Raw genomic sequence first — 25,869 nt, 5'->3', positions numbered from 1 at the left:
AATCTATTTAATAAAACTTTAAGCTTTTATTGCTATAATTTCATTTCCTTTTCAAACGAAAGGGTTTTAAAAAGCTAAGACTTTTTGTCTTAATTTTTTAGTATTTGTTCTTTAAATTATTAATATTGTTAATCAAATCTTATAGTCAATCTTTGAAATCTAAATAAGTGATCGATTGAGCCAGAAAGATTTATTTTTAAATCTTAACAATCAACTTTTTCTTTGAAGAAAAAGATTAAACTTATCCAATTATTTTTTATGGAGAGTTTGATCCTGGCTCAGAGTGAACGCTGGCGGCGTGCCTAATACATGCAAGTCGAACGATGAAGCTTTTAGCTTGCTAGAAGTGGATTAGTGGCGCACGGGTGAGTAAGGTATAGTTAATCTGCCCTACACAAGAGGACAACAGTTGGAAACGACTGCTAATACTCTATACTCCTGCTTAACACAAGTTGAGTAGGGAAAGTTTTTTCGGTGTAGGATGAGACTATATAGTATCAGCTAGTTGGTGAGGTAATGGCTCACCAAGGCTATGACGCTTAACTGGTCTGAGAGGATGATCAGTCACACTGGAACTGAGACACGGTCCAGACTCCTACGGGAGGCAGCAGTAGGGAATATTGCGCAATGGGGGAAACCCTGACGCAGCAACGCCGCGTGGAGGATGACACTTTTCGGAGCGTAAACTCCTTTTCTTAGGGAAGAATTCTGACGGTACCTAAGGAATAAGCACCGGCTAACTCCGTGCCAGCAGCCGCGGTAATACGGAGGGTGCAAGCGTTACTCGGAATCACTGGGCGTAAAGGGCGCGTAGGCGGATTATCAAGTCTCTTGTGAAATCCAACGGCTTAACCGTTGAACTGCTTGGGAAACTGGTAGTCTAGAGTGAGGGAGAGGCAGATGGAATTGGTGGTGTAGGGGTAAAATCCGTAGATATCACCAAGAATACCCATTGCGAAGGCGATCTGCTGGAACTTAACTGACGCTAAGGCGCGAAAGCGTGGGGAGCAAACAGGATTAGATACCCTGGTAGTCCACGCCCTAAACGATGTACACTAGTTGTTGGGGTGCTAGTCATCTCAGTAATGCAGCTAACGCATTAAGTGTACCGCCTGGGGAGTACGGTCGCAAGATTAAAACTCAAAGGAATAGACGGGGACCCGCACAAGCGGTGGAGCATGTGGTTTAATTCGAAGATACGCGAAGAACCTTACCTGGGCTTGATATCCTAAGAACCTTTTAGAGATAAGAGGGTGCTAGCTTGCTAGAACTTAGAGACAGGTGCTGCACGGCTGTCGTCAGCTCGTGTCGTGAGATGTTGGGTTAAGTCCCGCAACGAGCGCAACCCACGTATTTAGTTGCTAACGGTTCGGCCGAGCACTCTAAATAGACTGCCTTCGTAAGGAGGAGGAAGGTGTGGACGACGTCAAGTCATCATGGCCCTTATGCCCAGGGCGACACACGTGCTACAATGGCATATACAATGAGACGCAATACCGCGAGGTGGAGCAAATCTATAAAATATGTCCCAGTTCGGATTGTTCTCTGCAACTCGAGAGCATGAAGCCGGAATCGCTAGTAATCGTAGATCAGCCATGCTACGGTGAATACGTTCCCGGGTCTTGTACTCACCGCCCGTCACACCATGGGAGTTGATTTCACTCGAAGCCGGAATACTAAACTAGTTACCGTCCACAGTGGAATCAGCGACTGGGGTGAAGTCGTAACAAGGTAACCGTAGGAGAACCTGCGGTTGGATCACCTCCTTTCTAGAGTACAAACTGATAAGTCTCACAACTATCAGTTCATATATAGACTCAATCATCCTTGTTTAGATTTCAAAGATTGATGAAAAGCTAATTTTGGGGAATTAGCTCAGCTGGGAGAGCGCCTGCTTTGCACGCAGGAGGTCAGCGGTTCGATCCCGCTATTCTCCACCATTTATTAAGGGCCTATAGCTCAGCTGGTTAGAGTGCACCCCTGATAAGGGTGAGGTCACAAGTTCAAGTCTTGTTAGGCCCACCATAAAAAAGATTTGTTTATCAATCATATAATAAAGTTTTAAAACTTAAAGCAAGTATATAGCTAATAATAAAGCAGTAAATAAAGTAAAATACTTTATTGCTTATGTTTTTAAATTATTTAAACTCTTTATATATACTTCCTTTAGGTTTTAAGACCTAAGCTAAATAAATAATAGAATATTTTATATATTAGATTAGTTATTTAATGTTATTTGAATTATCATTGTTAAGAGTCACAAGCAAGTTTTAATAAAAACAATTTTACAGGACTTGTTAAAGGATAAAACCTAACTATCTTTTCTTTAGCTTTTAGTTAAAGACAAGTTTTAAACTCACAGCTTAGTTAGACTAATTTATTTAGTTTTATTAAGTGTTTAAATGCTTTCCGTCTTAAGATAGTAAAGTCTTATCATAAAAACTTTAACAAGGAAGTGATGCGTTTTAGAATGAATTTAAAAGGTAAGCTATTAAGAGCGAATGGTGGATGCCTTGGCTGGTAAAGGCGATGAAGGACGTACTAGACTGCGATAAGCTACGGGGAGCTGTCAAGAAGCTTTGATCCGTAGATTTCCGAATGGGGCAACCCAGTATATAGAGATATATACTACCATAATGGAGCGAACGTAGGGAATTGAAACATCTTAGTACCTACAGGAAAAGAAATCAATAGAGATTGCGTCAGTAGCGGCGAGCGAAAGCGCAAGAGGGCAAACCCAGTGCTTGCACTGGGGGTTGTAGGACTGCAATGTGCAATAGGTAAGGTTAGTAGAACACTCTGGAAAGTGTAGCCATAGAGGGTGATAGTCCCGTATACGAAAACCAAACCTTAGCTAGCAGTATCCTGAGTAGGGCGGGACACGAGGAATCCTGTCTGAAGCTGGGTCGACCACGATCCAACCCTAAATACTACTACCAGACCGATAGTGCACAAGTACCGTGAGGGAAAGGTGAAAAGAACTGAGGTGATCAGAGTGAAATAGAACCTGAAACCATTTGCTTACAATCATTCAGAGCACTATGTAGCAATACAGTGTGATGGACTGCCTTTTGCATAATGAGCCTGCGAGTTGTGGTGTCTGGCAAGGTTAAGCACACGCGAAGCCGTAGCGAAAGCGAGTCTGAATAGGGCGCTTAAGTCAGATGCTGCAGACCCGAAACGAAGTGATCTATCCATGAGCAAGTTGAAGCTAGTGTAAGAACTAGTGGAGGACTGAACCGATAGGCGTTGAAAAGCCCCCGGATGACTTGTGGATAGGGGTGAAAGGCCAATCAAACTTCGTGATAGCTGGTTCTCTCCGAAATATATTTAGGTATAGCGTTGTGTCGTAGTATAAGGGGGTAGAGCACTGAATGGGCTAGGGCATACACCAATGTACCAAACCCTATCAAACTCCGAATACCTTATATGTAATCACAGCAGTCAGGCGGCGAGTGATAAAATCCGTCGTCAAGAGGGAAACAACCCAGACTACCAGCTAAGGTCCCTAAATCTTACTTAAGTGGAAAACGATGTGAAGTTACTTAAACAACCAGGAGGTTGGCTTAGAAGCAGCCATCCTTTAAAGAAAGCGTAATAGCTCACTGGTCTAGTGATTTTGCGCGGAAAATATAACGGGGCTAAAGTAAGTACCGAAGCTGTAGACTTGATTTTATCAAGTGGTAGGAGAGCGTTCTATTTGCGCCGAAGGTATACCGGTAAGGAGTGCTGGAGCGAATAGAAGTGAGCATGCAGGCATGAGTAGCGATAATTAATGTGAGAATCATTAACGCCGTAAACCCAAGGTTTCCTACGCGATGCTCGTCATCGTAGGGTTAGTCGGGTCCTAAGTCGAGTCCGAAAGGGGTAGACGATGGCAAATTGGTTAATATTCCAATACCAACATTAGTGTGCGATGGAAGGACGCTTAGGGCTAAGCAAGCTAGCGGATGGAAGTGCTAGTCTAAGGTCGTAGGAGGTTATATAGGCAAATCCGTATAACAATACTCCGAGAACTGAAAGGCTCTTCAAAGTCTTCGGACAGCGAGGAGAATTGCTGATGCCGTCGAGCCAAGAAAAGTTTCTAAGTTTAGCTAATGTTGCCCGTACCGTAAACCGACACAGGTGGGTGGGATGAGTATTCTAAGGCGCGTGGAAGAACTCTCTTTAAGGAACTCTGCAAAATAGCACCGTATCTTCGGTATAAGGTGTGGTTCGCTTCGTATTAGGATTTACTCCGAAAGCGAAGAAACTTACAACAAAGAGTCCCTCCCGACTGTTTACCAAAAACACAGCACTCTGCTAACTCGTAAGAGGATGTATAGGGTGTGACGCCTGCCCGGTGCTCGAAGGTTAATTGATGGGGTTAGCATTAGCGAAGCTCTTGATCGAAGCCCGAGTAAACGGCGGCCGTAACTATAACGGTCCTAAGGTAGCGAAATTCCTTGTCGGTTAAATACCGACCTGCATGAATGGCGTAACGAGATGGGAGCTGTCTCAAAGAGGGATCCAGTGAAATTGTAGTGGAGGTGAAAATTCCTCCTACCCGCGGCAAGACGGAAAGACCCCGTGGACCTTTACTACAGCTTGACACTGCTATTTGGATAAGAATGTGCAGGATAGGTGGGAGGCTTTGAGTATATGACGCCAGTTGTATATGAGCCATTGTTGAGATACCACTCTTTCTTATTTGGGTAGCTAACCAGCTTGAGTTATCCTCAAGTGGGACAATGTCTGGTGGGTAGTTTGACTGGGGCGGTCGCCTCCCAAATAATAACGGAGGCTTACAAAGGTTGGCTCAGAACGGTTGGAAATCGTTCGTAGAGTATAAAGGTATAAGCCAGCTTAACTGCAAGACATACAAGTCAAGCAGAGACGAAAGTCGGTCTTAGTGATCCGGTGGTTCTGTGTGGAAGGGCCATCGCTCAAAGGATAAAAGGTACCCCGGGGATAACAGGCTGATCTCCCCCAAGAGCTCACATCGACGGGGAGGTTTGGCACCTCGATGTCGGCTCATCGCATCCTGGGGCTGGAGCAGGTCCCAAGGGTATGGCTGTTCGCCATTTAAAGCGGTACGCGAGCTGGGTTCAGAACGTCGTGAGACAGTTCGGTCCCTATCTGCCGTGGGCGTAAGAAGATTGAAGAGATTTGACCCTAGTACGAGAGGACCGGGTTGAACAAACCACTGGTGTAGCTGTTGTTCTGCCAAGAGCATCGCAGCGTAGCTAAGTTTGGAACGGATAAACGCTGAAAGCATCTAAGCGTGAAGCCAACTCTAAGATGAATCTTCTCTAAGCTCTCTAGAAGACTACTAGTTTGATAGGCTGGGTGTGTAATGGATGAAAGTCCTTTAGCTGACCAGTACTAATAGAGCGTTTGGCTTATCTTATTTAAGCATCACTTCCTTGTTAAGGTTTTTAATAAAGCTTTGAGTGTTTTTATATGAAAACTACATTTAGCTTATAAAATCTTACAAGTAAAGTTTATATTAGAACTTGCTCTTAACATTGTTTTTTAAGTATTCTAAAACAATAAAATGATTTAGTTTAATGAAACATCTAAATATAAGAATAAGATGAAAGTTAAAATAAAAATGATTTCAATCTAGTTTTTATTATGCTATATTAATATAGAATATTTAAATAACAATGTCCGTGATTATACAGATGTGGAGACGCCTTGCTCCATCCCGAACCAAGAAGCTAAGCACATCGTGGGTGATGATACTACGCCTTACTGGCAGGGGGAAAGTAGCTCATTGCGGACTTGTTAATTCTCTTATTATTCTTACTTTATATATAATCTTATGTTTGTTTTTATTGTTAGTTATTGAATTGGTTTATTTTTAGGTTATTTGGTTGTGACGCTATTTTTAAATTTTTATGGTTTTTATTTGGTTGTTTAGTCAGCTTGGTTGTTAACTGTAGATGGTTTTTAATTCTTATTTTTAGTTGTTTGATTTAGTTTTAGGTTTTTTATGGTTGTTAGCTGTAGGTGATTTTAATTTCTAGTTTTTGGTTGTTTGTTTGTGAAAATTTTTAATTAATTTGTGTTGATTAGATAGGGTGTTTATTGTTATTTTTTATTAATCTAATAAAATTTAGTTTTATATGTTGTTTAGGTATTTTATTTTAGATGTTTTTGTTTTTATATTTTTTATGAGTTTTAGATTATATTTTTTATGTTATGTTTTTAGTTGAGTGGTTAAATTTGGTTTGAAATTATTCATTGAATGTTTTATTTGGCATATAGCTTGGGTTTTGGTTGTTTCTTATGGCTTATATTTGTGTTGTTAGTTGTTGAATTGTTTTAATGGTTTATTTGATGGGTTTATTATTTTATTTTTTATGGTTTTTATTTAGTGGTTTAGTTATTATGAGCTTTAGTGATTTATCTTTTGTTTTTTGGGTGGTTGTATTTATGTTTTTATTTCTATATCTTTAGTAATTTAATTGGCTAGACTGTTTTAATTTTTTAATTTTAAATTGCTTATAGTAAATTTGTTTTTTAGGTTTTTAGTGGTTTTTATATTTTTAGTTGGTGGTGGATTTTTTGGCGAGATAGTAGCTAGACTAGTAGCAATACTTTAATTTGGTGTTTGAATCAATTGTGGATGATAGGTTTTGGTTGTTTGTATTAGATAAGGTATTAATTGATAAAAAATATAAATTAGTTTGTAAGAGATTTTTATAAGGGTTTTACTAGATTATAATATAATGTTAAGATGATATTGAGTAGATTGGAAAATTTTTTAAGAGATAATAACATATTTTTAAGTGGTGGTGCAGGTGTTGGTAAGTCTTTTTTAACTATGGAGCTTATAAAATCTTATAGAGTTCAAGGAAAAATTGTCGTTGTATTGGGTTCTACTGCACTTAGTGCTTTTAATATAGGTGGTGTTACTTTACATAGTTTTTTTGCTTTTAAAAGATGTCAAAATTATGATGAGTTGTATTATGAAGATAGAAAGCAAAAAGATAAACTAGAAAAATTAAAGAGAATTTTAAAACAATGTGATTTATTGGTTATTGATGAAATCTCTATGGTAAGTGCTTCATTGATGGAAATGATTTATTATAGATTATCAAGAAGTGATTTTAATGGTAAAATTTTATTAGTTGGAGATTTTTTTCAACTTCCACCTGTGATTAATTATAGAGAAAATCAAATTCAAAGCACTTTATTTCAAAATACTTTATATGCTTTTTCTTCGCAAGCTTGGAATGATCTTAAATTTATTAATTTAAAACTTAGCATTACAAAAAGAACTTTAGATAAGCAATTTTATGAATATTTGTTTTTTCTTAGAATGGGTGAAGTAAATAAAGAAATGCTAAATTTCTTTAAAAAAATGTTAATTAGTTCAAAAAATTTACTTGAGTATATGGATGAATATACTCTATTATGTGCCACAAATAAAAAAACTAATCATATTAATACTGAAAAATTAAATCTTTTACAAGGTAAAGAAAGTGTATTTAATGCAAAAGCTGAAAAACTAGATTATACTTTAGATGATAAAACTTACGAGCAGTGGATTAACGGACTTAATTCTTTGAGTGAGTTAAAATTGAAAATAGGCGCTAAGATTATTTTTTGTGTGAATAATAAAGAAGAAAATTATTATAATGGGGAGCAAGGTGTTGTTTTAGATTTTATAAAAGATAAAGAGCAAGAATATATTCTGATAGAAAAAAATAATGGTGAAAGATTGAAATTAAAATCATATGAATATACCTTAGAAGAGTATGAGCTAGATAAAGATGAAAAACTAGAAGTTAAGATAAAAGCTAAATTTGTTCAATTTCCTATAAAACTAGCTTATGCTATAACAATCCATAAATCTCAAGGTATGAGTATAGATAAATTAATATGTGATATTGATGGAATTTTTGAAAAAGGACAATTATATGTATGTTTATCAAGAGCCATTAATCCAAGTAATTTAAAAATCGTATATAATTATAAAATGCCTTTTGAGAATTATTTTTTAAAAATTTTAAAATTCGATAAAGAGGTAAAACAATTTTATTTACAAGAAAAGTTTGTAAATTTAGAATAAGATGGAGAATGATTATGAGATGGGTGGTAATTTTATTTTTTTCTTTTTGTAGTATTTATGCTAATTCTTTAAGCATAGAAGATTTTAGAACAGATTTGTATTCAAAGGTTGGAAATAATACTTTAAAAAAGATTGAAATGACTTTGGATTTTGAGGGAGAAAATTTAGACCAAAAGAAAATTATTGATGCTTTAAATACTATTGTATCTAGTTATTTTTATGAAGATTTATTCACAGAAGTGGGTAAAAACAACTTCAAAGAAACTTTGCTTAAATTTAGCAATAAAAAATACAAAACTCAAATAAAAAATATTTACATTCTAAAAATTAATTCAGTAGCTCAATTTGATATAGAAGAACTGAAGCGTTTTATAAAAGATTTAGAAAAAAAGGACGAAGATTTAAAAGAAACTGCTAAGCAAGAAGAAATTCAAAATATTCTTAAAGTTACTAAAACTTCAGATCAAAATAATACCCAATCAAAAGATATGAATGCTACTCAAACAAGCAGTGTTAAAGATAGTAATGTAAGTTTTAATCAAGATGTTAATGCAAGCAAAGAAGCTATGGATATGATTTTAAAAACTATGGAAAATACTCAAATGCAAATGTTAGCACCAAGCAAAGAACAAGATTTGTTTAAAGAGATACCATTTTGATTATTGGACTATATCAAAATGACTTGGGATTTTTGGTATAAAAATATTTTCGTTAATATTTTGATCAAATTTTTGGTTGTAAAAATAAATACTAACTAAATTTCCTAATTCATCTTTATAAGAAATACTATTAAGACTACTATTTTCTAGTTTGATATTATATGTGATATTTTCGTATTTTGCTTCATAATTTTCATGAGATATTAATTTTGCATTTTTAAAAATTGCTTGAAGATTTGGTAAATTTTGCAATTGAGTATAAATGGCTTGTTCTAATTCGGGTTCTATGATAACAACTTCTTTATGATTGATATAAATCTGTTTTTTATTTGGTTTAGTGTAATTCCAAAAAGCTTTATTTTGAGTAATGATAAAATTTCCTTTATAATTTAGCGAAGAATTGTTACTTTGCACTTTTTGCTCAAAATCACTGCTAAAATTTTTAAAATTTATATCAAAAGCAAAATATTACAAGCAAATATCATTAAAAATATAAAATATTTCATAATTATCCTTTAAAATTTAACAAATTATATAAAATTTATGCAAATAAAACTTTTATATAGTTCTAATTAAAATCAAGGTATAATCTAGCATATATTTTTGTAATTAAAGGTAAAAAAATGTTTTCTAGCGTATTTAAAGCAATATTTGGCACAAAAAACGATCGAGAAGTAAAAAAATATTTAAAGAGGGTTGCACAAATTAATGCTTTAGAGTCAAAATACCAAAATTTAAGCGATGATGAATTAAAACAAAATTTTATAGATTTTAAAACACAAATTCAAAAAGAAGAAAAAACTTTAGATCAAATATTAAATGATGTTTTTGCAATAGTTAGAGAAGTAGGAAAAAGAACGCTTAATATGCGTCATTTTGATGTACAATTAATCGGTGGTATGGTTTTGCATGAGGGAAAAATCGCTGAAATGAAAACTGGGGAAGGTAAAACCTTGGTTGCAACTTTACCTGTTGTATTAAATGCTATGAGTGGCAAGGGTGTGCATGTGGTTACTGTAAATGATTATTTAGCCAAAAGAGATGCAGAGCAAATGAGTGCCATTTATAATTTTTTAGGTTTTAGTGTGGGGGTAATACTTTCAGAACAAAATAGCGATGAGGCGCATAAAAAAGCTTATGAGTGTGATATAACTTATGGTACAAATAATGAATTTGGCTTTGACTATTTGCGTGATAATATGAAATTTTCAAAATTTGAAAAAGTGCAAAGAGAACATAATTTTGTTATACTTGATGAAGTAGATAGTATTTTAATAGATGAAGCAAGAACTCCACTTATTATAAGTGGGCCTACAAATAGAACTTTAGATGGTTATATTAAAGCAAATGAAGTAGCAAAACAAATGCAAAAAGGCCAAGCAGCTGCTACTCCTCAAGAATTACCAAGTGGTGATTTTGTTGTCGATGAGAAAAATAGAACTATCATGATTACAGAGGCTGGAATTTCTAAGGCTGAAAAATTATTTGGAGTAGAAAATTTATATAGCTTAGATAATGCAATATTAGCCCATCAACTTGATCAGGCCTTAAAAGCGCATAATTTATTTGAAAAAGATGTGCATTATGTATTAAGAGATAAAGAAGTTGTAATTGTTGATGAATTTACGGGAAGGCTAAGCGAAGGAAGACGCTTTAGTGATGGCTTGCACCAAGCATTAGAGGCTAAAGAAGGAGTAAAAATTCAAGAAGAGAGCCAAACTTTAGCAGATATTACTTTCCAAAATTATTTTAGAATGTATAAAAAATTAGCAGGTATGACAGGTACTGCACAAACTGAGGCAACAGAATTTTCTCAAATTTATAATTTAGACGTAGTGTCTATACCTACAAATATACCGGTTGCAAGAATAGATAAAGATGATTTGATTTATAAAACTCAAGAAGAAAAATTTAAAGCAGTTATTGAAGAGATAAAAAAAGCAAATGCAAAAGGTCAACCGGTTTTAGTAGGGACTGCAAGTATTGAAAGAAGTGAAGTATTTCATAATATGCTTGTAAAAGAACGCATTCCTCATCATGTGCTTAATGCTAAAAATCACGAGCAAGAAGCTTTAATTATCCAAGATGCGGGTAAAAAAGGCGCAGTAACTATAGCTACCAATATGGCAGGTCGTGGGGTTGATATAAAAATAGATGATGAAATAAGAGCTTTAGGAGGGCTTTATATCATAGGAACTGAGCGCCATGAAAGCAGAAGAATAGATAATCAACTTCGTGGGCGTGCAGGACGTCAAGGTGATCCTGGCGTAAGTAGATTTTATTTAAGTTTAGAGGATAATCTTTTGAGAATTTTTGGTGGTGATCGCATTAAAAATATCATGGAAAGATTAGGTATAGAAGAGGGTGAGCATATAGAAAGTCGCATTGTTACAAGAGCTGTAGAAAATGCTCAAAAAAAAGTTGAAAGTTTACATTTTGAAAGTAGAAAACATTTGCTTGAATATGATGATGTGGCAAATGAACAAAGAAAGACTATTTATAATTATAGAAATGAATTACTAGATGAAGAATTTGATTTGCAAGATAAAATTTTAAAAAATATTGCTGAATACAGCAATCATTTGGTAAGTCAAATTTATCTAAATGCAGAGCTTGAAGATGATGTTAAGCATTTTGAAAGTTTAAAACAAAAAGTAAGTTATGAGTGTAATCTTGAGCTTAGCGAAGCTGATTTTAAAGATTTAGGTGTAATTGAAGTAGAAAATAAATTAAGTGAAATTTTAGAAAAAGCTTACAAAGATAAAATGAGTATTATTGAAGATAAGGAAGCTAGAAGAATTGAAAGAATTTTATATCTTCAAATTTTAGATAATCTATGGAGAGAACATTTATACCAAATGGATATTTTAAAAACTGGTATAGGTTTAAGAAGTTATAATCAAAAAGATCCTTTGGTAGAATATAAAAAAGAAAGCTATAATCTTTTCATGGAGCTTGTTGAGCGTGTTAAATTTGATAGTTTAAAATTACTATTTAATGTAGTTTTTACTCAAAAAGAAGCGCAAAATTTTGAAGAAAAAAGCCACGAACAAAACGAGCAGTTTTTAGCTAGTACTACAGAAAGTGGTGTTGATGAAAATGGTGAAGCACAAATTACTAAAGTGCCTAGAAATTCACCTTGTCCTTGTGGTAGTGGTAAAAAATATAAAGAATGCCATGGTAAAAGTGGTCCTAAAAAAGGTATTTTAGCTTAAGGTATATAATGAATTTAGTTATAGTTGAAGATGATATAAATATGAGAAAATCACTCGAAATCGCTTTGAGTGAGTATGAAGAATTTACTATAAAATCTTATAAATCAGCAACTGAAGCTTTAAAGAAGCTAAATGATGATGTTGATTTGATTATTACAGATATTAATATGCCAGGTATGGATGGTATTGAATTTGTGCAAGCTTGTGAGAATAAATATGATTTTATTATTATTACAGGTAATGCAACACTAAATCGTGCTATAGAGGCAGTAAGGCTTGGGGTAAAAGACTTTCTAGTAAAACCATTTGATATTAATACTTTAGTAACTGCGATAAAACGCGCAAAAATAATTCAAGAAAAGACTTCTAAAAAAACAAATAAAAAGACTGTCAAAAAAGATGAAAATCAAGATTTTTATGGCACTTCTAAGGCTTTGGAAGATTGTTTAAGATTAGCTACAAAAGCTGCTAAAACAGATGCAAGTGTGCTTTTTTTTGGAGAAAGTGGGGTAGGTAAAGAGGTTTTTGCAAATTTTGTACATAAAAATTCAAAAAGAGCGCAAAAACCTTTTGTGGCTATTAATATGGCAGCAATTCCATCAAATTTAATAGAAAGTGAGCTTTTTGGTTTTGAAAAAGGTGCATTTACTGATGCTAATACTACTAAAATAGGGTTGTTTGAGCTTGCTAATGAAGGCACTTTGTTTTTAGATGAAATAGGTGAAATGCCTTATGAAATTCAAGCAAAATTATTAAGAGCTTTGCAAGAAAAAGAAATTACAAGATTAGGAAGTACTAAAAGTATAAAGATTGATGTAAGAATTATTAGTGCAACTAATGCTCATATAGAAAAAAAGATTGCAGATAATGAGTTTAGACAAGATTTATATTATAGACTTAATACTATTCCTATTAATATACCACCACTAAGAGAGCGTCAAGAAGAAATTTTACAAATTGCGCAAAAGGTCTTGCTTGATACGTGTAAAGAATATGATTTTAATGAAAAAACTTTAAGTCAAGAAGCACAAGATGCTTTACTAGCTTATGATTTTCCAGGTAATATTAGGGAATTGATTTCTATTATACAAAGAGCTTGTATTTTAAGTGAAAATGATGAGATTAGTACTCAAGATTTATTTTTAGAAAGTAGAAAAAGTAAAGATATTAAAAATCTCGAAAAAGAATTGATTTTAGAAGCTTTAAAAAATTCACAAGATATTACAGAAGCAGCTAAGCTTATAGGGATGAGTGAGAAAATTTTTAGCGAAAAAATGAAAAAATATAATATTACTTAAAAAGGACGGACAATGAAAAAAATAGCTATTGTAGGTGCAACAGGAGCAGTTGGTGAAGAACTTTTAAATGTCTTAGACGAGCTTGATTTCCCAGTTGAAAGTATTTTACCATTAGCAAGTGCAAAAAGCGCAGGTAGTGAAGTAGAATTTAGAGGTAAAAGCTATAAAGTAAAAGAATTAACTCCAAGTGTTTTTAAAGAAAATCCTGTAGATATTGCTTTTTTTAGTGCTGGAGGAAATATAAGCGCTGAGTATGCAAAATACGCAGTAGAATGTGGTGCTGTGGTAATTGATAATACGAGCCATTTTAGAATGGATGAGAATGTTCCTTTAGTAGTTCCTGAATGTAATAGTGAGGATATTAAAGATTGGGAAAAAACAGGGATTATTGCTAATCCAAATTGCTCTACTATACAAATGGTGCATGTTTTAAAACCACTTGATGATGTATTTAACCTAAAAAGAGTAGATGTGAGCACTTATCAAGCAGCAAGTGGTGCGGGTAAAGAAGGTATGGAGGAATTAGTTCAAGGAATGCAAAGTTTTTTTGCTTTTAAACTAGATGAATTTGAAGCAAAAACTTTTCCATACACTCTGGCTTTAAATTTGATTCCTCAAATTGATGTTTTTAGTGACAATGGCTACACTAAAGAAGAATTAAAAATGGTGAATGAAACGCAAAAAATATTACATAAAAAACTTGAAATTTCAGCAACTTGCGTAAGAGTCCCTGTGCTTAGAAGTCATAGTGAAGCCATTACTATGCATTTTGAAAAAGATGTTGATGTTGCTAAGGTTAGAGAGATACTTTCTAAAGCACCAAGTGTTGTTGTGATTGATGATGTAGAAAATAAAAAATATCCTATGCCGCTTTTTACAAGCGATACTAATGAAACTTATGTAGGAAGAATAAGACGTGATATTAATCATAAAAACATTTTGCACTTATGGTGTGTGGCTGATCAAATTCGTGTAGGAGCTGCTACAAATGCAGTGCGTATTGCACAAAAATGGCTAGAGTTAGTTTAAAAGGAGAAAAATGCTAGAAAGATTTTTTGAGAATTTATTAGTTAAAAGTCGTTTGGTTACTATTTTACCTGTAATTTTTGGTTTAATAGGGGCTTTTGTTTTATTTTTTATCGCAAGTTATGATGTGATTAAAGTTTTAAAATATGTATTTGAATACTTTATGTTGCCAAATTCTACGGTGGATTTGCATGAAGATATTGTTGGTTTGATCATAGGAGCTGTGGATTTATATTTAATGGCTTTGGTTTTATTTATTTTTTCTTTTGGAATTTATGAGCTTTTTATTAGTGAAATAGAGGATTTCAAACAAACAAAGCAATCAAAAGTTTTAGAAGTGCATAGTTTGGATCAACTAAAAGATAAACTTGCAAAAGTAATCATCATGGTTTTAGTTGTAAATTTTTTCCAAAGAATTTTACAAATGCAACTTAATACAGTTTTGGATATGACTTATTTGGCAGGTTCTATTTTGGCTCTTTGTGTGGGGCTTTATTTCTTGCATAAAAGTGATCATTAATAAGGAATAAAAATGATTTTTATTGATGCGTGTTTTAAAAAATCAACCCCTTATACTCCAGTTTGGATGATGCGTCAAGCAGGAAGGTATTTACCTGAATACATGGAAGTTAGAGCAAGCGCTGGGGACTTTTTATCACTTTGCAAGGACTATAAAAAAGCAAGTGAAGTTACTTTGCAACCTGTGGATATTTTGGGTGTTGATGCAGCTATTATTTTCTCAGATATTTTAGTGGTGCCTTTAGAAATGGGTATGGACTTAAAATTTGAAAAAGGTGAAGGGCCGGTATTTTCAAATCCCATTAAAACTAAGGAAGATTTGGAAAGATTAGATGTTGAAAAAAGTATTAAAAATCTTTCTTATGTTTATGATGCACTAGCACTTACTAGAGAAAAACTTGCGCATGATAAAGCTTTGATTGGTTTTTGTGGAAGTCCTTGGACTATTGCTACTTATATGATAGAGGGTGGTGGTAGTAAAAATTATGCAAAATGTAAAAAATTAGTTTATCAAAATCCTGAATTTTTACATCAAATTTTATCTAAACTTACTTTGGCTTTAAAGTGTTATATCCAAGAGCAAATTAAAGCAGGTGCTAATGCTATACAGATATTTGATAGTTGGGCAAGTGCTTTAGAAAAAGAAATGTTTTTTGAGTTTTCTTTTAAATATATGCTTGAAATTGCTGATTTTATTAAAGAAAAATATCCACATATTCCTGTGATTTTATTTCCTAAAGGTGTTAGTGGATTTTTAGATGATATAAGTGGGAATTTTGATGTTTTTGGTGTAGATTGGAGTACGCCTTTAGAATTAGCAAAAGAAAAACTAAGCGCTAAATATACTTTACAGGGTAATATGGAGCCTTGTAGATTGTATGATAAAAAAGCTATTGAACAAGGTGTGGATAAAATTTTAAATATCATGCAAGATAGTGCACATATTTTTAACCTAGGACATGGTATTTTGCCTGACATTCCTGTTGAAAATGCTAAATATTTTATCAAGCTAGTTCAAGAGAAATCTAAAAAGTGAATAAAATTACCTTTGGCCCCATAAGCTCAAGAAGATTTGGGCTTTCTTTAGGGGTTGATTTAAGTCCAAATCAAAAGCAATGTAATTTCGATTGTGTATATTGTGAGTTGCAAGCTGCAAAACCCGTGGAAAAATCTTTAGTATATCCAAAAATTCAAGATATCTTAGAACAGGTAAAACAAGCTTTATCTAGTAATGCGAAATTCGATTTTCTGACATTAACTGCAAATGGTGAACCTAGTTTATATCCTCATTTAAAAGAATTAGTTTGTGAGTTAAATAAAATAAAACAAGATAAAAAACTCTTAATCTTAAGTAATGGTAGTGGTGTGTTAAATACACATGCATTTGATGCTTTAATGGATATTGATGTGGTTAAATTCAGTCTTGATAGTGCTAAAGAAAAAACATTTTATAGGATAGATAGAGCTTTAAAACAAATTAAGCTTGAAATAATGATTGAAAAAATGATAATTTTTAGGAAAAAATTTCTAGGTGAGCTTATCATGGAAGTATTGATTGTACAAGGCTTAAATGATAGTAAAGAAGAAATGTTAGCTTTAAATGAAGTATTTGATAAAATAAAGCCATCAAGAGTAGATTTTAGCACTATTGATAGACCTCCAGCTTATCCTGTTAAAGGTATATCTATGGAAAAATTAGAAGAATTAAGTATGTATATTACTAGTGTGCCTGTTGTGCTTGCTAAGCATTATTATAAAGGCGAAAAGATTGATTTTAATACTCAAGAGCTTTTGAAGATGTTACAGCTTAGAGCGCAAAGTGAATTTGATATAGAAAATAAATTTAGTCAATATAGCAAAGATGTATTAGAAAAATTAATTAAAGAGCAAAAAGTCGTTGTAAAAAATTTAGCAGGAGTAAATTTTTATAAAAAAATATAATTTTTTGTAAAAAACTCTTGACAAAAGTTGTTTTTTCTTATATAATACCATTTCTTATTTATTGATGTTCCGGATTAGCTCAGCGGTAGAGTAGTCGGCTGTTAACCGATTGGTCGTAGGTTCGAATCCTACATCCGGAGCCACTTCATAAAATTATTTCCATATATTATAGTGTATTAACAAGTTAATTTATAATTTATTTTTGTATATATTTTTTAAGAATTAATTAGTATTTTCTTGTTTTATGAAAATACTAATTTTTAATATCAAAAGTAAAGAATTTGCTTTCAAAATTATTACCTACTTTTTCATATTGAAACATAGCAGGTTCTAGGTTTTGCACTTCATGGTATAAAAGTCCTAAAGCAAGCCTTGCTTCTAAGGTTTCTTCGTTTTCCAATCTTGCTAGTTCAAGTAAGGCTATAGCTGAATTTGGATTGTTTGAGCCTATTGCTGCAACTGCAGCTAAAAATAAAGTTTGCGCATCTTTGATTTTATAATCATCTATTAAAATATTATAAAGTGTGTATGCTTCTTGGTATTCTTTTGCAAAAATATCAACATAAGCTAGAGCAAAAATCAGCCCGATGGAGTTTTTATTGCTCATGGCAAGTCTTTTTTTAATGTCGTTTCTAACATGATTAAGCAAGCCTGTTATTTGCATAAGTGTTACATAACTATCTTTAACTATTCCAGCTCCACCAAATAAAGAATTATAATCAAGTTTGGTAGTTAAAAAATACATTTGTGCTTGTTTGGCATACTCTTTAATATCAAGATTTGTATTTTTAGAATTAAAATATAAAATATTGCTAATTATATCTTCATTTAATAGATCTTTTAATTCCTTAATTTTTTGATTTCTTAAAGTTTCAAGATTATTGCCATTAGCGGCTATAATAGCAAACATTAGCTCTAAAGGTGTATTGTTTGTGTTTGAAAGATTATCTAAATAAGGGATCATGGCGGTAAAATCATTTTTGGCTAAATGCAATAGGTATTTAAATATATTATGATTTTGATCTATAGTGTTGTCTGCTTGGAGATTTTCTAAAAGCTCATTAGCTAGTTTGGTATAATCTTTTTTTACTAAATCCATACAATATATAGCAAAAATCCCTGCGATATAATTTTTGGGATTTAAATGATATGCGGTTGAAAAATGCTTATAGGCATTGTTATAATCTTGTAATTGTGCATAAGTTAGCGCAAGATTATAATGAATTACATCGTGAGCATGATAAATTTCACTTAAGTTTTTAAATTCTTGATTTGCTTCTCTTAAATGAAAATTAAAAGCTAAATTAATAGCATGAGATAATTCTATATTAACCCCTGATAAAGCCTTACTTTTAACAAGCAATTCATTTTCGTATTCATAACCTTGTATAAAATTACCCAAATCAGCCTTTGTGATAAGCTCCATACTTTGCTTAATATCAAAAACACGATAAGGCGAGAAGTAAAACAGCAAATCATAAATTTGTTGTTTTCCGGTAATCAATCTTTTGGCAAAATGCTGTTGGGCTATGTCGATATTTGAAAAATTTCTTTTTAATCTGGTTTTGATATTATAATATTTTGAACCTATATTTCTATCTTTTATATATAAAGCTTTTAAAATTTGAGCTCCGCTTTCAAATTGCCCTGTTTTTAATTCTACTAAAGCTAGGGCAACTTTACTTCTTGCCTCGTGATTTTCTATTTTTGAAGCTTTTTCAAGATATTCTTTAGCTTTTTGATATTCACCTGATTTTGCATATAATAAGCCCAAGGGTAAACTTACTTCGTAATCTTCTTGTTTTTGTAAAAATTCAATAGCATTTTTTTCTGATTTTAATAATGCATAAATTTTTGCTCCAAGGTAGTAAGATTCGCTTTGGTATCCATTAATATTATTTGAACGCATAAACATCTGTAAAGCTTCAGGATAAAATCCTTGATAATAATTAATTAAGCCTAGGTAATAATCATACAAAGATGATTTAGAATCTTGTGGTAAATGTACTTTTGCTAAGTCAAGATAGTAATTAAATTTTTCTTTATTACCAAGATTAAAATAGCATACAGCTATATTGATGGCCGCAGCTACTTTATGTTCTTCTAATTCTAAAGATTGTTTAAAATTTTCAATGGCACTAGCATAGTCTTTTTGTTTCATTTGAGCTACGCCAAGATTATAGCTAGATAAGGATTGATTGAAAATATTAATATTATTATAAAGTTCTAAAGCGCTTTCTACATCACCTTTTTCGTATAATAAATTTGCTTTTTGCACTACAAGATCTAATGCTGATTGTTTTACTCTTGTGATGCTTGCACTAGTATTATCATCTAAGATTTGAGTACTTAAAGCGGATTTTTTATCTTCTTTGAAGACTATGAGTAAAATTAAAACTACAAGCAGTATTAGAGCAAGACCTCCAAGCGCAGAAATTAAAATAATAAATTTTTTATCAAAAAGCTTTTTTTTCTCTTCAGGTTGTGGTGTTTGAGGTTCTTCTTCTACTCTTTGAAAGGTACTTTCTTCCTCCTCTAGTTCAGGAGGTATCATACCAGGAGGGATAGCTTGTTCTTCTACTCCTGGATTTTCATCTATCTCAGAGAAAGCTTTTTCTTGATTATCTTGTTCTTTAAGTGTTACTTCTTCGGCCATGTTTTCTCTTAAAAGTATTTTCTTAATACATCAGGAATTCTTATATTTCCATCTTTTTCTTGATAATTTTCCATAATAGCTACTAAGGTTCTACCAACAGCTAATGAAGAGCCATTAAGTGTATGCACTAATTCGTTTTTGCCTTTATCATTTTTAAAGCGAATTTTTGCACGTCTTGCTTGAAAATCTTTACAATTAGATACAGAGCTAATTTCACGGTATTTATTTTGTGATGGAAGCCAAACTTCTAAATCCACTGTTTTTGCAGCTGAAAAACCTAAATCTCCAGTACAAAGCATCAAATGTCTATGTGCTAGACCTAAAGAACTTAGTAAATCACTAGCACAATTTAGCATTTCTTCAAACATTAGCTCGCTTTGATCAGGCTTGCATATGCTAACAAGCTCTACTTTTTCAAATTGATGTTGTCTTATAATACCTCTTGTGTCTCTACCTGCACTTCCTGCTTCTTGTCTAAAACAAGCACTATAGCAAGTCATTTTTAAAGGTAATTCTTCTTGAGTTAAAATTTCATTAGAATAAAGATTAGTTACAGGAATTTCAGAAGTTGAGATGAGGTATAAGTCGTCATTTTCTACCTTATACATATCATCTTTAAATTTGGGAAGTTGTCCGGTGCCATACATGGTCGCACTATTTACTAAAAATGGCACATTAACTAACTCAAAACCTCTGCTTCTATTAAAATCTATCATATAATTTACCAAAGCTCTACTTAGTAAAGCCCCTTCGTTCTTAAGCACACAAAAGCGACTTTGTGAGATTTTAACTCCTCTTGTAAAATCAAGCCAATTTAATTTTTCTCCTAAATCATGATGTTCTTTGATTTCAAAATCAAAACTAGGTGGAGTTAAAACTTTTTTTAATTCTATATTCTCATCTTCATTCTCTCCAAAAGGCACGCATTCATCAGGGATATTTGGTATTGCTAGAGCAATTTGTTCTAGTTTTTCTTCTAATTCATTAACGATTTTTGATTGAGTATTAATTTTTTCTTTATTTTGACTTAGTTGCGCTTTTAAACTTTCTTTATCTTGCGCTGTTGCAAGTTCTTTGCTAAATTTGTTTTGAAAAGCTTGAAATTCTTCTAAAAGCGCTTTTTCTTTTTTTAAATTTATAAATAAATCACTCAGTTCTTTAAGTAAATTTTCATCCACTTTTTTAGCTTTTAGTTTTTGTGCAATTTCATCAAAATTATTTTGCAAAAGTTTTAAATCTAACATTCTAACTCCTTTTATAGTCCTATTTTAGCATAAATTTTTTCCATTGTTTCTTGGGCTTGTTTTTTTGCTTTGTTTGCTCCAAATTCTAAAATCTCTTCGATTTTAGAAGGATTAGCTAATAATTTTTCATATTCTTCCTTAGCCGAGGCAAAATACTCACTAACGATTTCATTTAAATACATTTTAAAATGCCCATAGCCTTCGCCACCTTTTTCATAACGGCTTTTTAAAGCTTCTTGTTCTGTTTTGTTTAAAAACAATTTTGCGATTTTAAATATATTACAATTTTGCCAATCTTTTGGATCTTCTAAAGCTGTACTATCTGTGACAATGGAAGAAATTTGTTTTTTAATAGCTTTTGGTGTATTGAAAATATCAATTGTATTTTGATAGGACTTACTCATTTTAGCTCCATCAGTACCAGGTACTACAGCAACTTCATCATTAACTTTAGCTTGAGGTAGGGTAAAAATTTCACCCCATTCATTATTTACTTTTAAGGCTATATCTCTTGCTATTTCAACGTGTTGAATTTGATCTTTACCCACAGGAATTACTTGAGCATTAAAAAGTAAAATATCTGCAGCCATTAAAACAGGGTAAGAAAAAAGTCCATGGTTGGCATTTAAACCTTTGGCAATTTTATCTTTATAGCTATGTGCTCTTTCTAAAAGTCCCATTGGGGTAAATTGAGAAAGAATCCAATAAAGCTCTATTACTTCTTTTACATCGCTTTGCAACCAAAACACACTTTTTTGTGGATCAATCCCTAAGCTTAAAAAAGCTGCCGCAGCTTTGAGTGAATTTTGTCTGAGTTTTTCTCCATCAAAACTTGAAGTCATAGCATGATAATTTGCTATAAACATATACATTTGATTTTCTTCTTGCATATTTAGCATTTGTCTTATAGAGCCAAAATAATTTCCTATATGTAAATCCCCACTTGGCTGTAGTCCCGTAATAACTCTCATTTTACCTCTTTTTTAATTTCTTTAATAATCTCATTAACGCTTTTATTTTCAATATCTATAATAATATTTGCCTTTTTTTCGTATTTTTTTGCTCTTTGATCAAAAAGAATTTTGGCATTATTTGTATTTGCAAATAAAGGTCTAGTGGTTAATTCTTCTTTGCTTAGTCTTTGTAAAAGATAATCAAAACTTGCTTTTAAATAAACAATAATACCAATATTTTTTAATTTTTTTTGCTCTATAAAACCACCGCCACTTGCAATGGAGCAATTTTGCAAACAATGTAAAAATAAAGCTATTTTTTGCTCTTCTTTACGAAATTTTTTCTCTCCATATGTTTTAAAAATTTCACCAATTTCAAGATTATATTTTTCTTTGATTAAACTATCTGTATCTAAAAAGATTTTATCATATTTTTTAGCATAAGCTCTTGCTATGGTTGTTTTACCACAGCCCATAAAGCCTACAAAAAGGAGATTATCCTTCTTGCTCATCTTTGCTACCTTTTTTTCTTGAAGCTAAAATCAAAGGAACACCTTCAAAATTAAATTGTTTTCTAATTTGATTTTGCAAATAGCGCTTATAGCTAAAATGTAAAGCTTTTGGTCTATTCATAATTAGAGCTATTTTTGGAGGTGCTAAGTCATATTGAACTGCATAATAAATTTTTACTAATTTACCATAATCATGTGGTAGTGGATGAGCTCTTGTGGCTTCTTCCACTAAAGCATTTAATTTTGCAGTTGGAATTTTTTGCGTGAAATTGGCAAAAACTTCTAAGATTTTATCTAAAAGTACATGTACTCTTTTTCCGCTTAAAGCTGATACGCTTACAACGGGTGCATAAGCTAGAAATTTAAAACGATCTAGTTTTAATTCTTTTAAAGTTTTATCAAAATCAAGTTCGCTTTTATCCCATTTATTAAGCACGATAATCACACCTAAACAATGTTTAGCAGCAAGTCCTGCAATACGCTCATCAAGTTCATTAAAACCCTCAGCTGCATCAAGTACTAAAAGTGCAATTTGAGCATTAGCTAGGGCATATTCGGTTCTATTTAGCGCATAACGTTCCAAGCCTTGTATTTTCCCACGTTTTCTAATCCCTGCAGTATCTACAAACTCAATGATTTTATCTTTATGCATAATGCTTTCATTAACAGGATCAATCGTAGTGCCTGCTATATCGCTTACCACGCTACGTTCTTCTTTTACTAAAGCATTTAAAAGACTTGATTTTCCTACATTAACCCTGCCGATAATTCCTACTTTAATATGGTTTTCATTGATGGTTTTTAGTTTAAAATCTCCACTATTTTCATCAAAATTTTCTAAATAACTTTCAAAGTCTTCTTCTTCATCTGCATTTAAATAACTTTCATTTAAAAACTTACCAGCCCACATGCAAAGCTCATCAATGCCTATATTATGTGTAACCGAGATGTTAAAAACTTCTTTTACTCCAAAATTAGAAAATTCCCAAGATCTTTCCTCATCTTTTTTGTTATCGACTTTATTGATTACTAAAGCTATGGGTTTGTTGAGTTTTTTCATTTCATAAAAAAATGCTTTATCTTCATCATCAGGTAAAAATTTACCATCAACCATATAAAAGATAATATCACTATTTTTAGCAGCTTTAAGCGAATTTGCTTTGACATTTTTAAAAAGCTCATTGCTCTCATCAAGCCCACCACTATCTATTAATAGGGCTTTTTTGCCATCAATTTCTACCTCTATTTTGTTAGTATCTCTTGTAGTTCCGCTTATGTCGCTAGTTATTGCAATGCGCTTTTTTGCAAGTCTATTAAAAAGACTTGATTTGCCAACATTTGGTTTTCCTATTAAAATAATACTTTGCATTAATACTCATTTTTTAAATTTTTATTTGTGATTATATAAAAATTGCCTTAAAATTAAGCAAAAAAGACTAAAATAACGGGAATTTTTATATGGAATTTATATGTTAAGAATAGTTAAAAAGAATTTAGGTATATATTTTATGATTATTGCTTCTATAGAATTTGCACTTGTAGGTGCTTGTGCAAAAATTCTTAGTGAAGAATTATCATCGATCGAAATTATGTTTTTTAGAAATATCATAGGCACAGCTTTTATGCTTTATGCGCTTTCAAAATTAAATTTTCATAAAAGTGGTGGGCATTTAGGTTTGCTGATTTTTAGAGGTGTTATAGGGACAATCGCTTTATATCTTTTCTTTTATAATGTTTCTAATATTTCATTAGGTGGCGCTTTTGCTTTTCAAAAAACAGCACCTATTTTTATAGCTTTGATCGCTTTTTTGTTTTTTAAAGAAAGTTTAGGATTAAAAGCTTGTTTTGGGATTTTGATTGCTTTTATAGGGGTGTTGTTAATTTGTCAGCCTTTTGCAGATAGCACTACGCATTCAGGTTTTGATTTAAAAAATAGTATTTTAGGAATTTTAAGTGGTTTTTGTGCAGCTTTAGCGCTAACTAGTGTAAGAGAACTTAGAAAATCATACCCAGCGCCTTTTATAGCTTTATCTTTTGTTTTAATTGGTACTTTGATGCCTTTAATGTCTATGGTTATAGGTTCTTTTTATGAAATAAAAGAGCTTGATTTTTTAATTGCTCCTTTTGTTATGCCTAGTTTTAAAGCTTGGATTTTTATTGTTTTGATGGGAATTTTTGGAGCAATGTATCAAATTCATGTTACTAAAGCTTATGGAGTAGCAAAAAAGGCAGGGGTTGTTGCAGGAGTTAGTTATATAGATGTAGTTTTTACTTTGTTTTTAGGTATATTATTAGGAGATGAATTTCCTAGTTTTATGGTTTTTATAGGAATTTTTAGCATTATTTTAGGAGGAATTATTTTGGTTAGTAAGCAAACAAAAGGAAAGAAAAATGGAAAATAAAACAGATTTAATTTATGGTTTAGAAGATAAACCACCTTTTGCTAAAGCATTTTTTGCTGCATTAGTGCATTTGATGGCTATGTTTGTGGCTGTGATTACACCTGCTTTATTAATTTGCAAAGGTCTTGGAATAGATGATACTAATACAGCTAGAATTATTTGTATGTCGCTTTTTGCTTCAGGTGTTGCTTCGCTTTTGCAGATTAAAACTTGGGGTCCTATAGGGAGTGGGCTTTTATCTATTCAAGGAACTAGTTTTAACTTTGTTGCGCCTATTATTTTAGGTGGGCTTGTTTTAAAAAATAATGGTTTATCGCAAGAAGCAATGCTTGGAGCTATTTTTGGTACTTTAATGCTTTGTTCTACTACCGAAATGATTATTTCTCAAATTTTACCTTTTGTAAGAAGAGTGATTTCGCCTTTGGTTTCTGGTATAGTGGTGATGATTATAGGTCTTAGTTTGATTAATGTTGGCCTTGTGAGTGCAGGAGGTGGATTTGCGGCTAAAGCAAGTGGTGAATTTGGTTCTTTGCAAAATTTATTATTAGCCGGAGTTGTAATTTTAAGTATTATTGTTTTAAATCGTTTTAATAATGCCTATATAAGAATTTCTTCTTTATTTATAGCTATGATAATAGGGCTTTTAGTGGCCATGACTTTTGAAAATTTTAGCTTTAATTTTAATGAAAATTTGCCTTTAGTGTTTTTACCTGATCCTTTACATTATGGCTTGAGTGTTGATTATAATCTCATTTTACCTTTGATTTTGGTTTTTATGGTAACTTCCTTAGAAACAATTGGTGATATTAGTGCTACTAGTGAAGTTTCAAATCAGCCGGTTAAAGGTGAACTTTATGCAAAAAGATTAAAAGGCGGGGTTTTAGCAAATGGTTTTAATTCTTTTGTTTCAGCCTTTTTTAATACTTTTCCAAACTCATGTTTTGGGCAAAACAATGGTGTCATAGCTTTAACAGGTGTTGCAAGTCGCTATGTTGGATTTATTGTAGCTTTTATGTTGATGATTTTAGGTTTATTTCCTATTGTGGCTGATATTACTTTACAAATTCCAGAGCCTATTTTAGGTGGAGCAACTTTAGTAATGTTTGGCACTATAGCTGCAACAGGAGTTAGGATTATTTCTAAAGAAAATTTAAACCGTCGTTCTATTATTATCATAGCTATGAGTTTGGGTATAGGGCTTGGAGTTTCTAATAATCCTGATATTTTAGAATTTATGCCAATGTGGTTTAAAACTTTATTTTCTTCAGGGATTGCAGCAGGTGGGATTACAGCTATTATTTTAAATTTTGTTTTCCCTCTTGAAGAAAATAATAAAAATAAAGTAAAATAATAAAAATAAAGTAAAATAATAAAAAACAAGG

The 25,869-nt window shown here is 32.2% G+C and carries 16 protein-coding genes, 3 tRNA genes and 3 rRNA genes; 16 read left to right on the top strand and 6 right to left on the bottom strand.

From position 1 onward, the window contains the following. Positions 1-255 precede the first annotated feature (255 nt). The 7 genes from L8W68_RS04885 to L8W68_RS04855 all read left to right on the top strand — a co-directional run bounded on the left by L8W68_RS04885 (position 256) and on the right by L8W68_RS04855 (position 8,721). Positions 256-1,769 (top strand): 16S ribosomal RNA (locus tag L8W68_RS04885). A gap of 95 nt (positions 1,770-1,864) precedes the next feature. After that, positions 1,865-1,940, top strand: a tRNA-Ala gene (locus L8W68_RS04880). Between the two features lie 8 nt (positions 1,941-1,948). Then, a tRNA-Ile gene (locus tag L8W68_RS04875) sits at positions 1,949-2,025 on the top strand. 456 nt (positions 2,026-2,481) lie between these two features. After that, a 23S ribosomal RNA gene (locus L8W68_RS04870) occupies positions 2,482-5,389 on the top strand. Positions 5,390-5,650: 261 nt separating this feature from the next. Beyond that, positions 5,651-5,767 (top strand): 5S ribosomal RNA (gene rrf, locus L8W68_RS04865). The 16S, 23S and 5S rRNA genes sit together here with 2 tRNA genes alongside, the layout of an rRNA operon. 960 nt (positions 5,768-6,727) lie before the next feature. After that, entirely contained in the window at positions 6,728-8,062 is a 1,335-nt protein-coding gene (locus L8W68_RS04860; protein WP_318529702.1) for an ATP-dependent DNA helicase, read from the top strand. A gap of 14 nt (positions 8,063-8,076) precedes the next feature. After that, complete coding sequence (locus L8W68_RS04855; RefSeq protein WP_263675211.1) at positions 8,077-8,721, top strand: flagellar basal body-associated FliL family protein; 645 nt, start codon at positions 8,077-8,079, stop codon at positions 8,719-8,721. Here the strand turns inward: L8W68_RS04855 and lolA are convergent, their stop codons facing one another. Next, positions 8,722-9,174 (bottom strand): LolA-like outer membrane lipoprotein chaperone, encoded by a 453-nt coding sequence (gene lolA / locus L8W68_RS04850; RefSeq protein ID WP_263675215.1) that lies wholly within the window; start codon positions 9,172-9,174, stop codon positions 8,722-8,724. Between the two features lie 170 nt (positions 9,175-9,344). Here lolA and secA point away from each other — a divergent pair, with 170 nt between their 5' ends. The 7 genes from secA to L8W68_RS04815 all read left to right on the top strand — a co-directional run bounded on the left by secA (position 9,345) and on the right by L8W68_RS04815 (position 16,863). After that, on the top strand, positions 9,345-11,936 hold the full coding sequence (gene secA, locus L8W68_RS04845; protein ID WP_263675210.1) for a preprotein translocase subunit SecA: 2,592 nt from the start codon (positions 9,345-9,347) through the stop codon (positions 11,934-11,936). 8 nt (positions 11,937-11,944) lie between these two features. Next, on the top strand, positions 11,945-13,234 hold the full coding sequence (locus L8W68_RS04840; protein WP_263675209.1) for a sigma-54-dependent transcriptional regulator: 1,290 nt from the start codon (positions 11,945-11,947) through the stop codon (positions 13,232-13,234). Positions 13,235-13,246: 12 nt separating this feature from the next. Next, positions 13,247-14,263 carry an aspartate-semialdehyde dehydrogenase gene (locus L8W68_RS04835; RefSeq protein ID WP_214124637.1) on the top strand — a complete coding sequence of 339 codons (1,017 nt, stop codon included), beginning with the start codon at positions 13,247-13,249 and terminating at the stop codon, positions 14,261-14,263. 10 nt (positions 14,264-14,273) lie between these two features. Then, positions 14,274-14,780 carry a YqhA family protein gene (locus L8W68_RS04830; protein ID WP_012661246.1) on the top strand — a complete coding sequence of 169 codons (507 nt, stop codon included), beginning with the start codon at positions 14,274-14,276 and terminating at the stop codon, positions 14,778-14,780. A gap of 12 nt (positions 14,781-14,792) precedes the next feature. Further along, positions 14,793-15,815, top strand: a complete 1,023-nt coding sequence (hemE, locus tag L8W68_RS04825) for a uroporphyrinogen decarboxylase (RefSeq protein WP_263675208.1) — start codon at positions 14,793-14,795, stop codon at positions 15,813-15,815. Further along, complete coding sequence (locus tag L8W68_RS04820) at positions 15,812-16,720, top strand: radical SAM protein (protein WP_263675207.1); 909 nt, start codon at positions 15,812-15,814, stop codon at positions 16,718-16,720. The genes hemE and L8W68_RS04820 overlap by 4 nt, the downstream gene beginning before the upstream one ends. Positions 16,721-16,788: 68 nt before the next feature. Further along, a tRNA-Asn gene (locus tag L8W68_RS04815) sits at positions 16,789-16,863 on the top strand. A 110-nt stretch (positions 16,864-16,973) separates the two neighbouring features. Here the strand turns inward: L8W68_RS04815 and L8W68_RS04810 are convergent. Genes L8W68_RS04810 through der form a run of 5 tightly spaced genes read right to left on the bottom strand, consistent with a single transcriptional unit; the run spans position 16,974 to position 23,454 of the window. Then, a complete protein-coding gene (locus tag L8W68_RS04810; RefSeq protein WP_263675206.1) occupies positions 16,974-19,376 on the bottom strand; it encodes a tetratricopeptide repeat protein in 2,403 nt (800 codons plus the stop codon). 8 nt (positions 19,377-19,384) lie between these two features. Next, the gene (gene serS / locus L8W68_RS04805) at positions 19,385-20,620 is read right to left on the bottom strand and encodes a serine--tRNA ligase (protein WP_263675205.1); all 1,236 of its coding nucleotides are present in this window, start codon (positions 20,618-20,620) and stop codon (positions 19,385-19,387) included. Positions 20,621-20,631: 11 nt separating this feature from the next. Next, complete coding sequence (gene trpS, locus L8W68_RS04800; RefSeq protein ID WP_263675204.1) at positions 20,632-21,591, bottom strand: tryptophan--tRNA ligase; 960 nt, start codon at positions 21,589-21,591, stop codon at positions 20,632-20,634. Next, a complete protein-coding gene (locus L8W68_RS04795) occupies positions 21,588-22,085 on the bottom strand; it encodes a shikimate kinase (RefSeq protein ID WP_263675203.1) in 498 nt (165 codons plus the stop codon). The genes trpS and L8W68_RS04795 overlap by 4 nt, the downstream gene beginning before the upstream one ends. Continuing rightward, the gene (gene der, locus L8W68_RS04790; RefSeq protein ID WP_115645269.1) at positions 22,069-23,454 is read right to left on the bottom strand and encodes a ribosome biogenesis GTPase Der; all 1,386 of its coding nucleotides are present in this window, start codon (positions 23,452-23,454) and stop codon (positions 22,069-22,071) included. The genes L8W68_RS04795 and der overlap by 17 nt, the downstream gene beginning before the upstream one ends. Positions 23,455-23,554: 100 nt before the next feature. Here der and L8W68_RS04785 point away from each other — a divergent pair, with 100 nt between their 5' ends. After that, a complete protein-coding gene (locus tag L8W68_RS04785) occupies positions 23,555-24,487 on the top strand; it encodes a DMT family transporter (RefSeq protein ID WP_263675202.1) in 933 nt (310 codons plus the stop codon). Beyond that, positions 24,477-25,838: a uracil-xanthine permease family protein gene (locus L8W68_RS04780; RefSeq protein ID WP_263675201.1), complete on the top strand. Its 1,362-nt coding sequence runs from the start codon at positions 24,477-24,479 to the stop codon at positions 25,836-25,838. Before L8W68_RS04785 ends, L8W68_RS04780 begins: the two co-directional genes overlap by 11 nt. The last annotated feature ends 31 nt before the right edge of the window (positions 25,839-25,869 follow it).

It is taken from the genome of Campylobacter sp. FU_497 (assembly GCF_025772425.1).
Lineage (GTDB): Bacteria > Campylobacterota > Campylobacteria > Campylobacterales > Campylobacteraceae > Campylobacter_D > Campylobacter_D lari_C.
Note: the sequence above shows the minus strand (reverse complement) of the source record. Positions and strands in the feature narration are given on the sequence as shown.

What these genes read in the sequence shown, in the direction of transcription:
- L8W68_RS04855 (WP_263675211.1), top strand. Translation starts at nt 8,077, where the DNA reads ATGAGATGGGTGGTAATTTTATTTTTTTCTTTTTGTAGTATTTATGCT.
- secA (WP_263675210.1), top strand. Translation starts at nt 9,345, where the DNA reads ATGTTTTCTAGCGTATTTAAAGCAATATTTGGCACAAAAAACGATCGA.
- L8W68_RS04840 (WP_263675209.1), top strand. Translation starts at nt 11,945, where the DNA reads ATGAATTTAGTTATAGTTGAAGATGATATAAATATGAGAAAATCACTC.
- L8W68_RS04835 (WP_214124637.1), top strand. Translation starts at nt 13,247, where the DNA reads ATGAAAAAAATAGCTATTGTAGGTGCAACAGGAGCAGTTGGTGAAGAA.
- L8W68_RS04830 (WP_012661246.1), top strand. Translation starts at nt 14,274, where the DNA reads ATGCTAGAAAGATTTTTTGAGAATTTATTAGTTAAAAGTCGTTTGGTT.
- hemE (WP_263675208.1), top strand. Translation starts at nt 14,793, where the DNA reads ATGATTTTTATTGATGCGTGTTTTAAAAAATCAACCCCTTATACTCCA.
- L8W68_RS04810 (WP_263675206.1), bottom strand. Translation starts at nt 19,376, where the DNA reads ATGGCCGAAGAAGTAACACTTAAAGAACAAGATAATCAAGAAAAAGCT.
- serS (WP_263675205.1), bottom strand. Translation starts at nt 20,620, where the DNA reads ATGTTAGATTTAAAACTTTTGCAAAATAATTTTGATGAAATTGCACAA.
- trpS (WP_263675204.1), bottom strand. Translation starts at nt 21,591, where the DNA reads ATGAGAGTTATTACGGGACTACAGCCAAGTGGGGATTTACATATAGGA.
- L8W68_RS04795 (WP_263675203.1), bottom strand. Translation starts at nt 22,085, where the DNA reads ATGAGCAAGAAGGATAATCTCCTTTTTGTAGGCTTTATGGGCTGTGGT.
- der (WP_115645269.1), bottom strand. Translation starts at nt 23,454, where the DNA reads ATGCAAAGTATTATTTTAATAGGAAAACCAAATGTTGGCAAATCAAGT.
- L8W68_RS04785 (WP_263675202.1), top strand. Translation starts at nt 23,555, where the DNA reads ATGTTAAGAATAGTTAAAAAGAATTTAGGTATATATTTTATGATTATT.
- L8W68_RS04780 (WP_263675201.1), top strand. Translation starts at nt 24,477, where the DNA reads ATGGAAAATAAAACAGATTTAATTTATGGTTTAGAAGATAAACCACCT.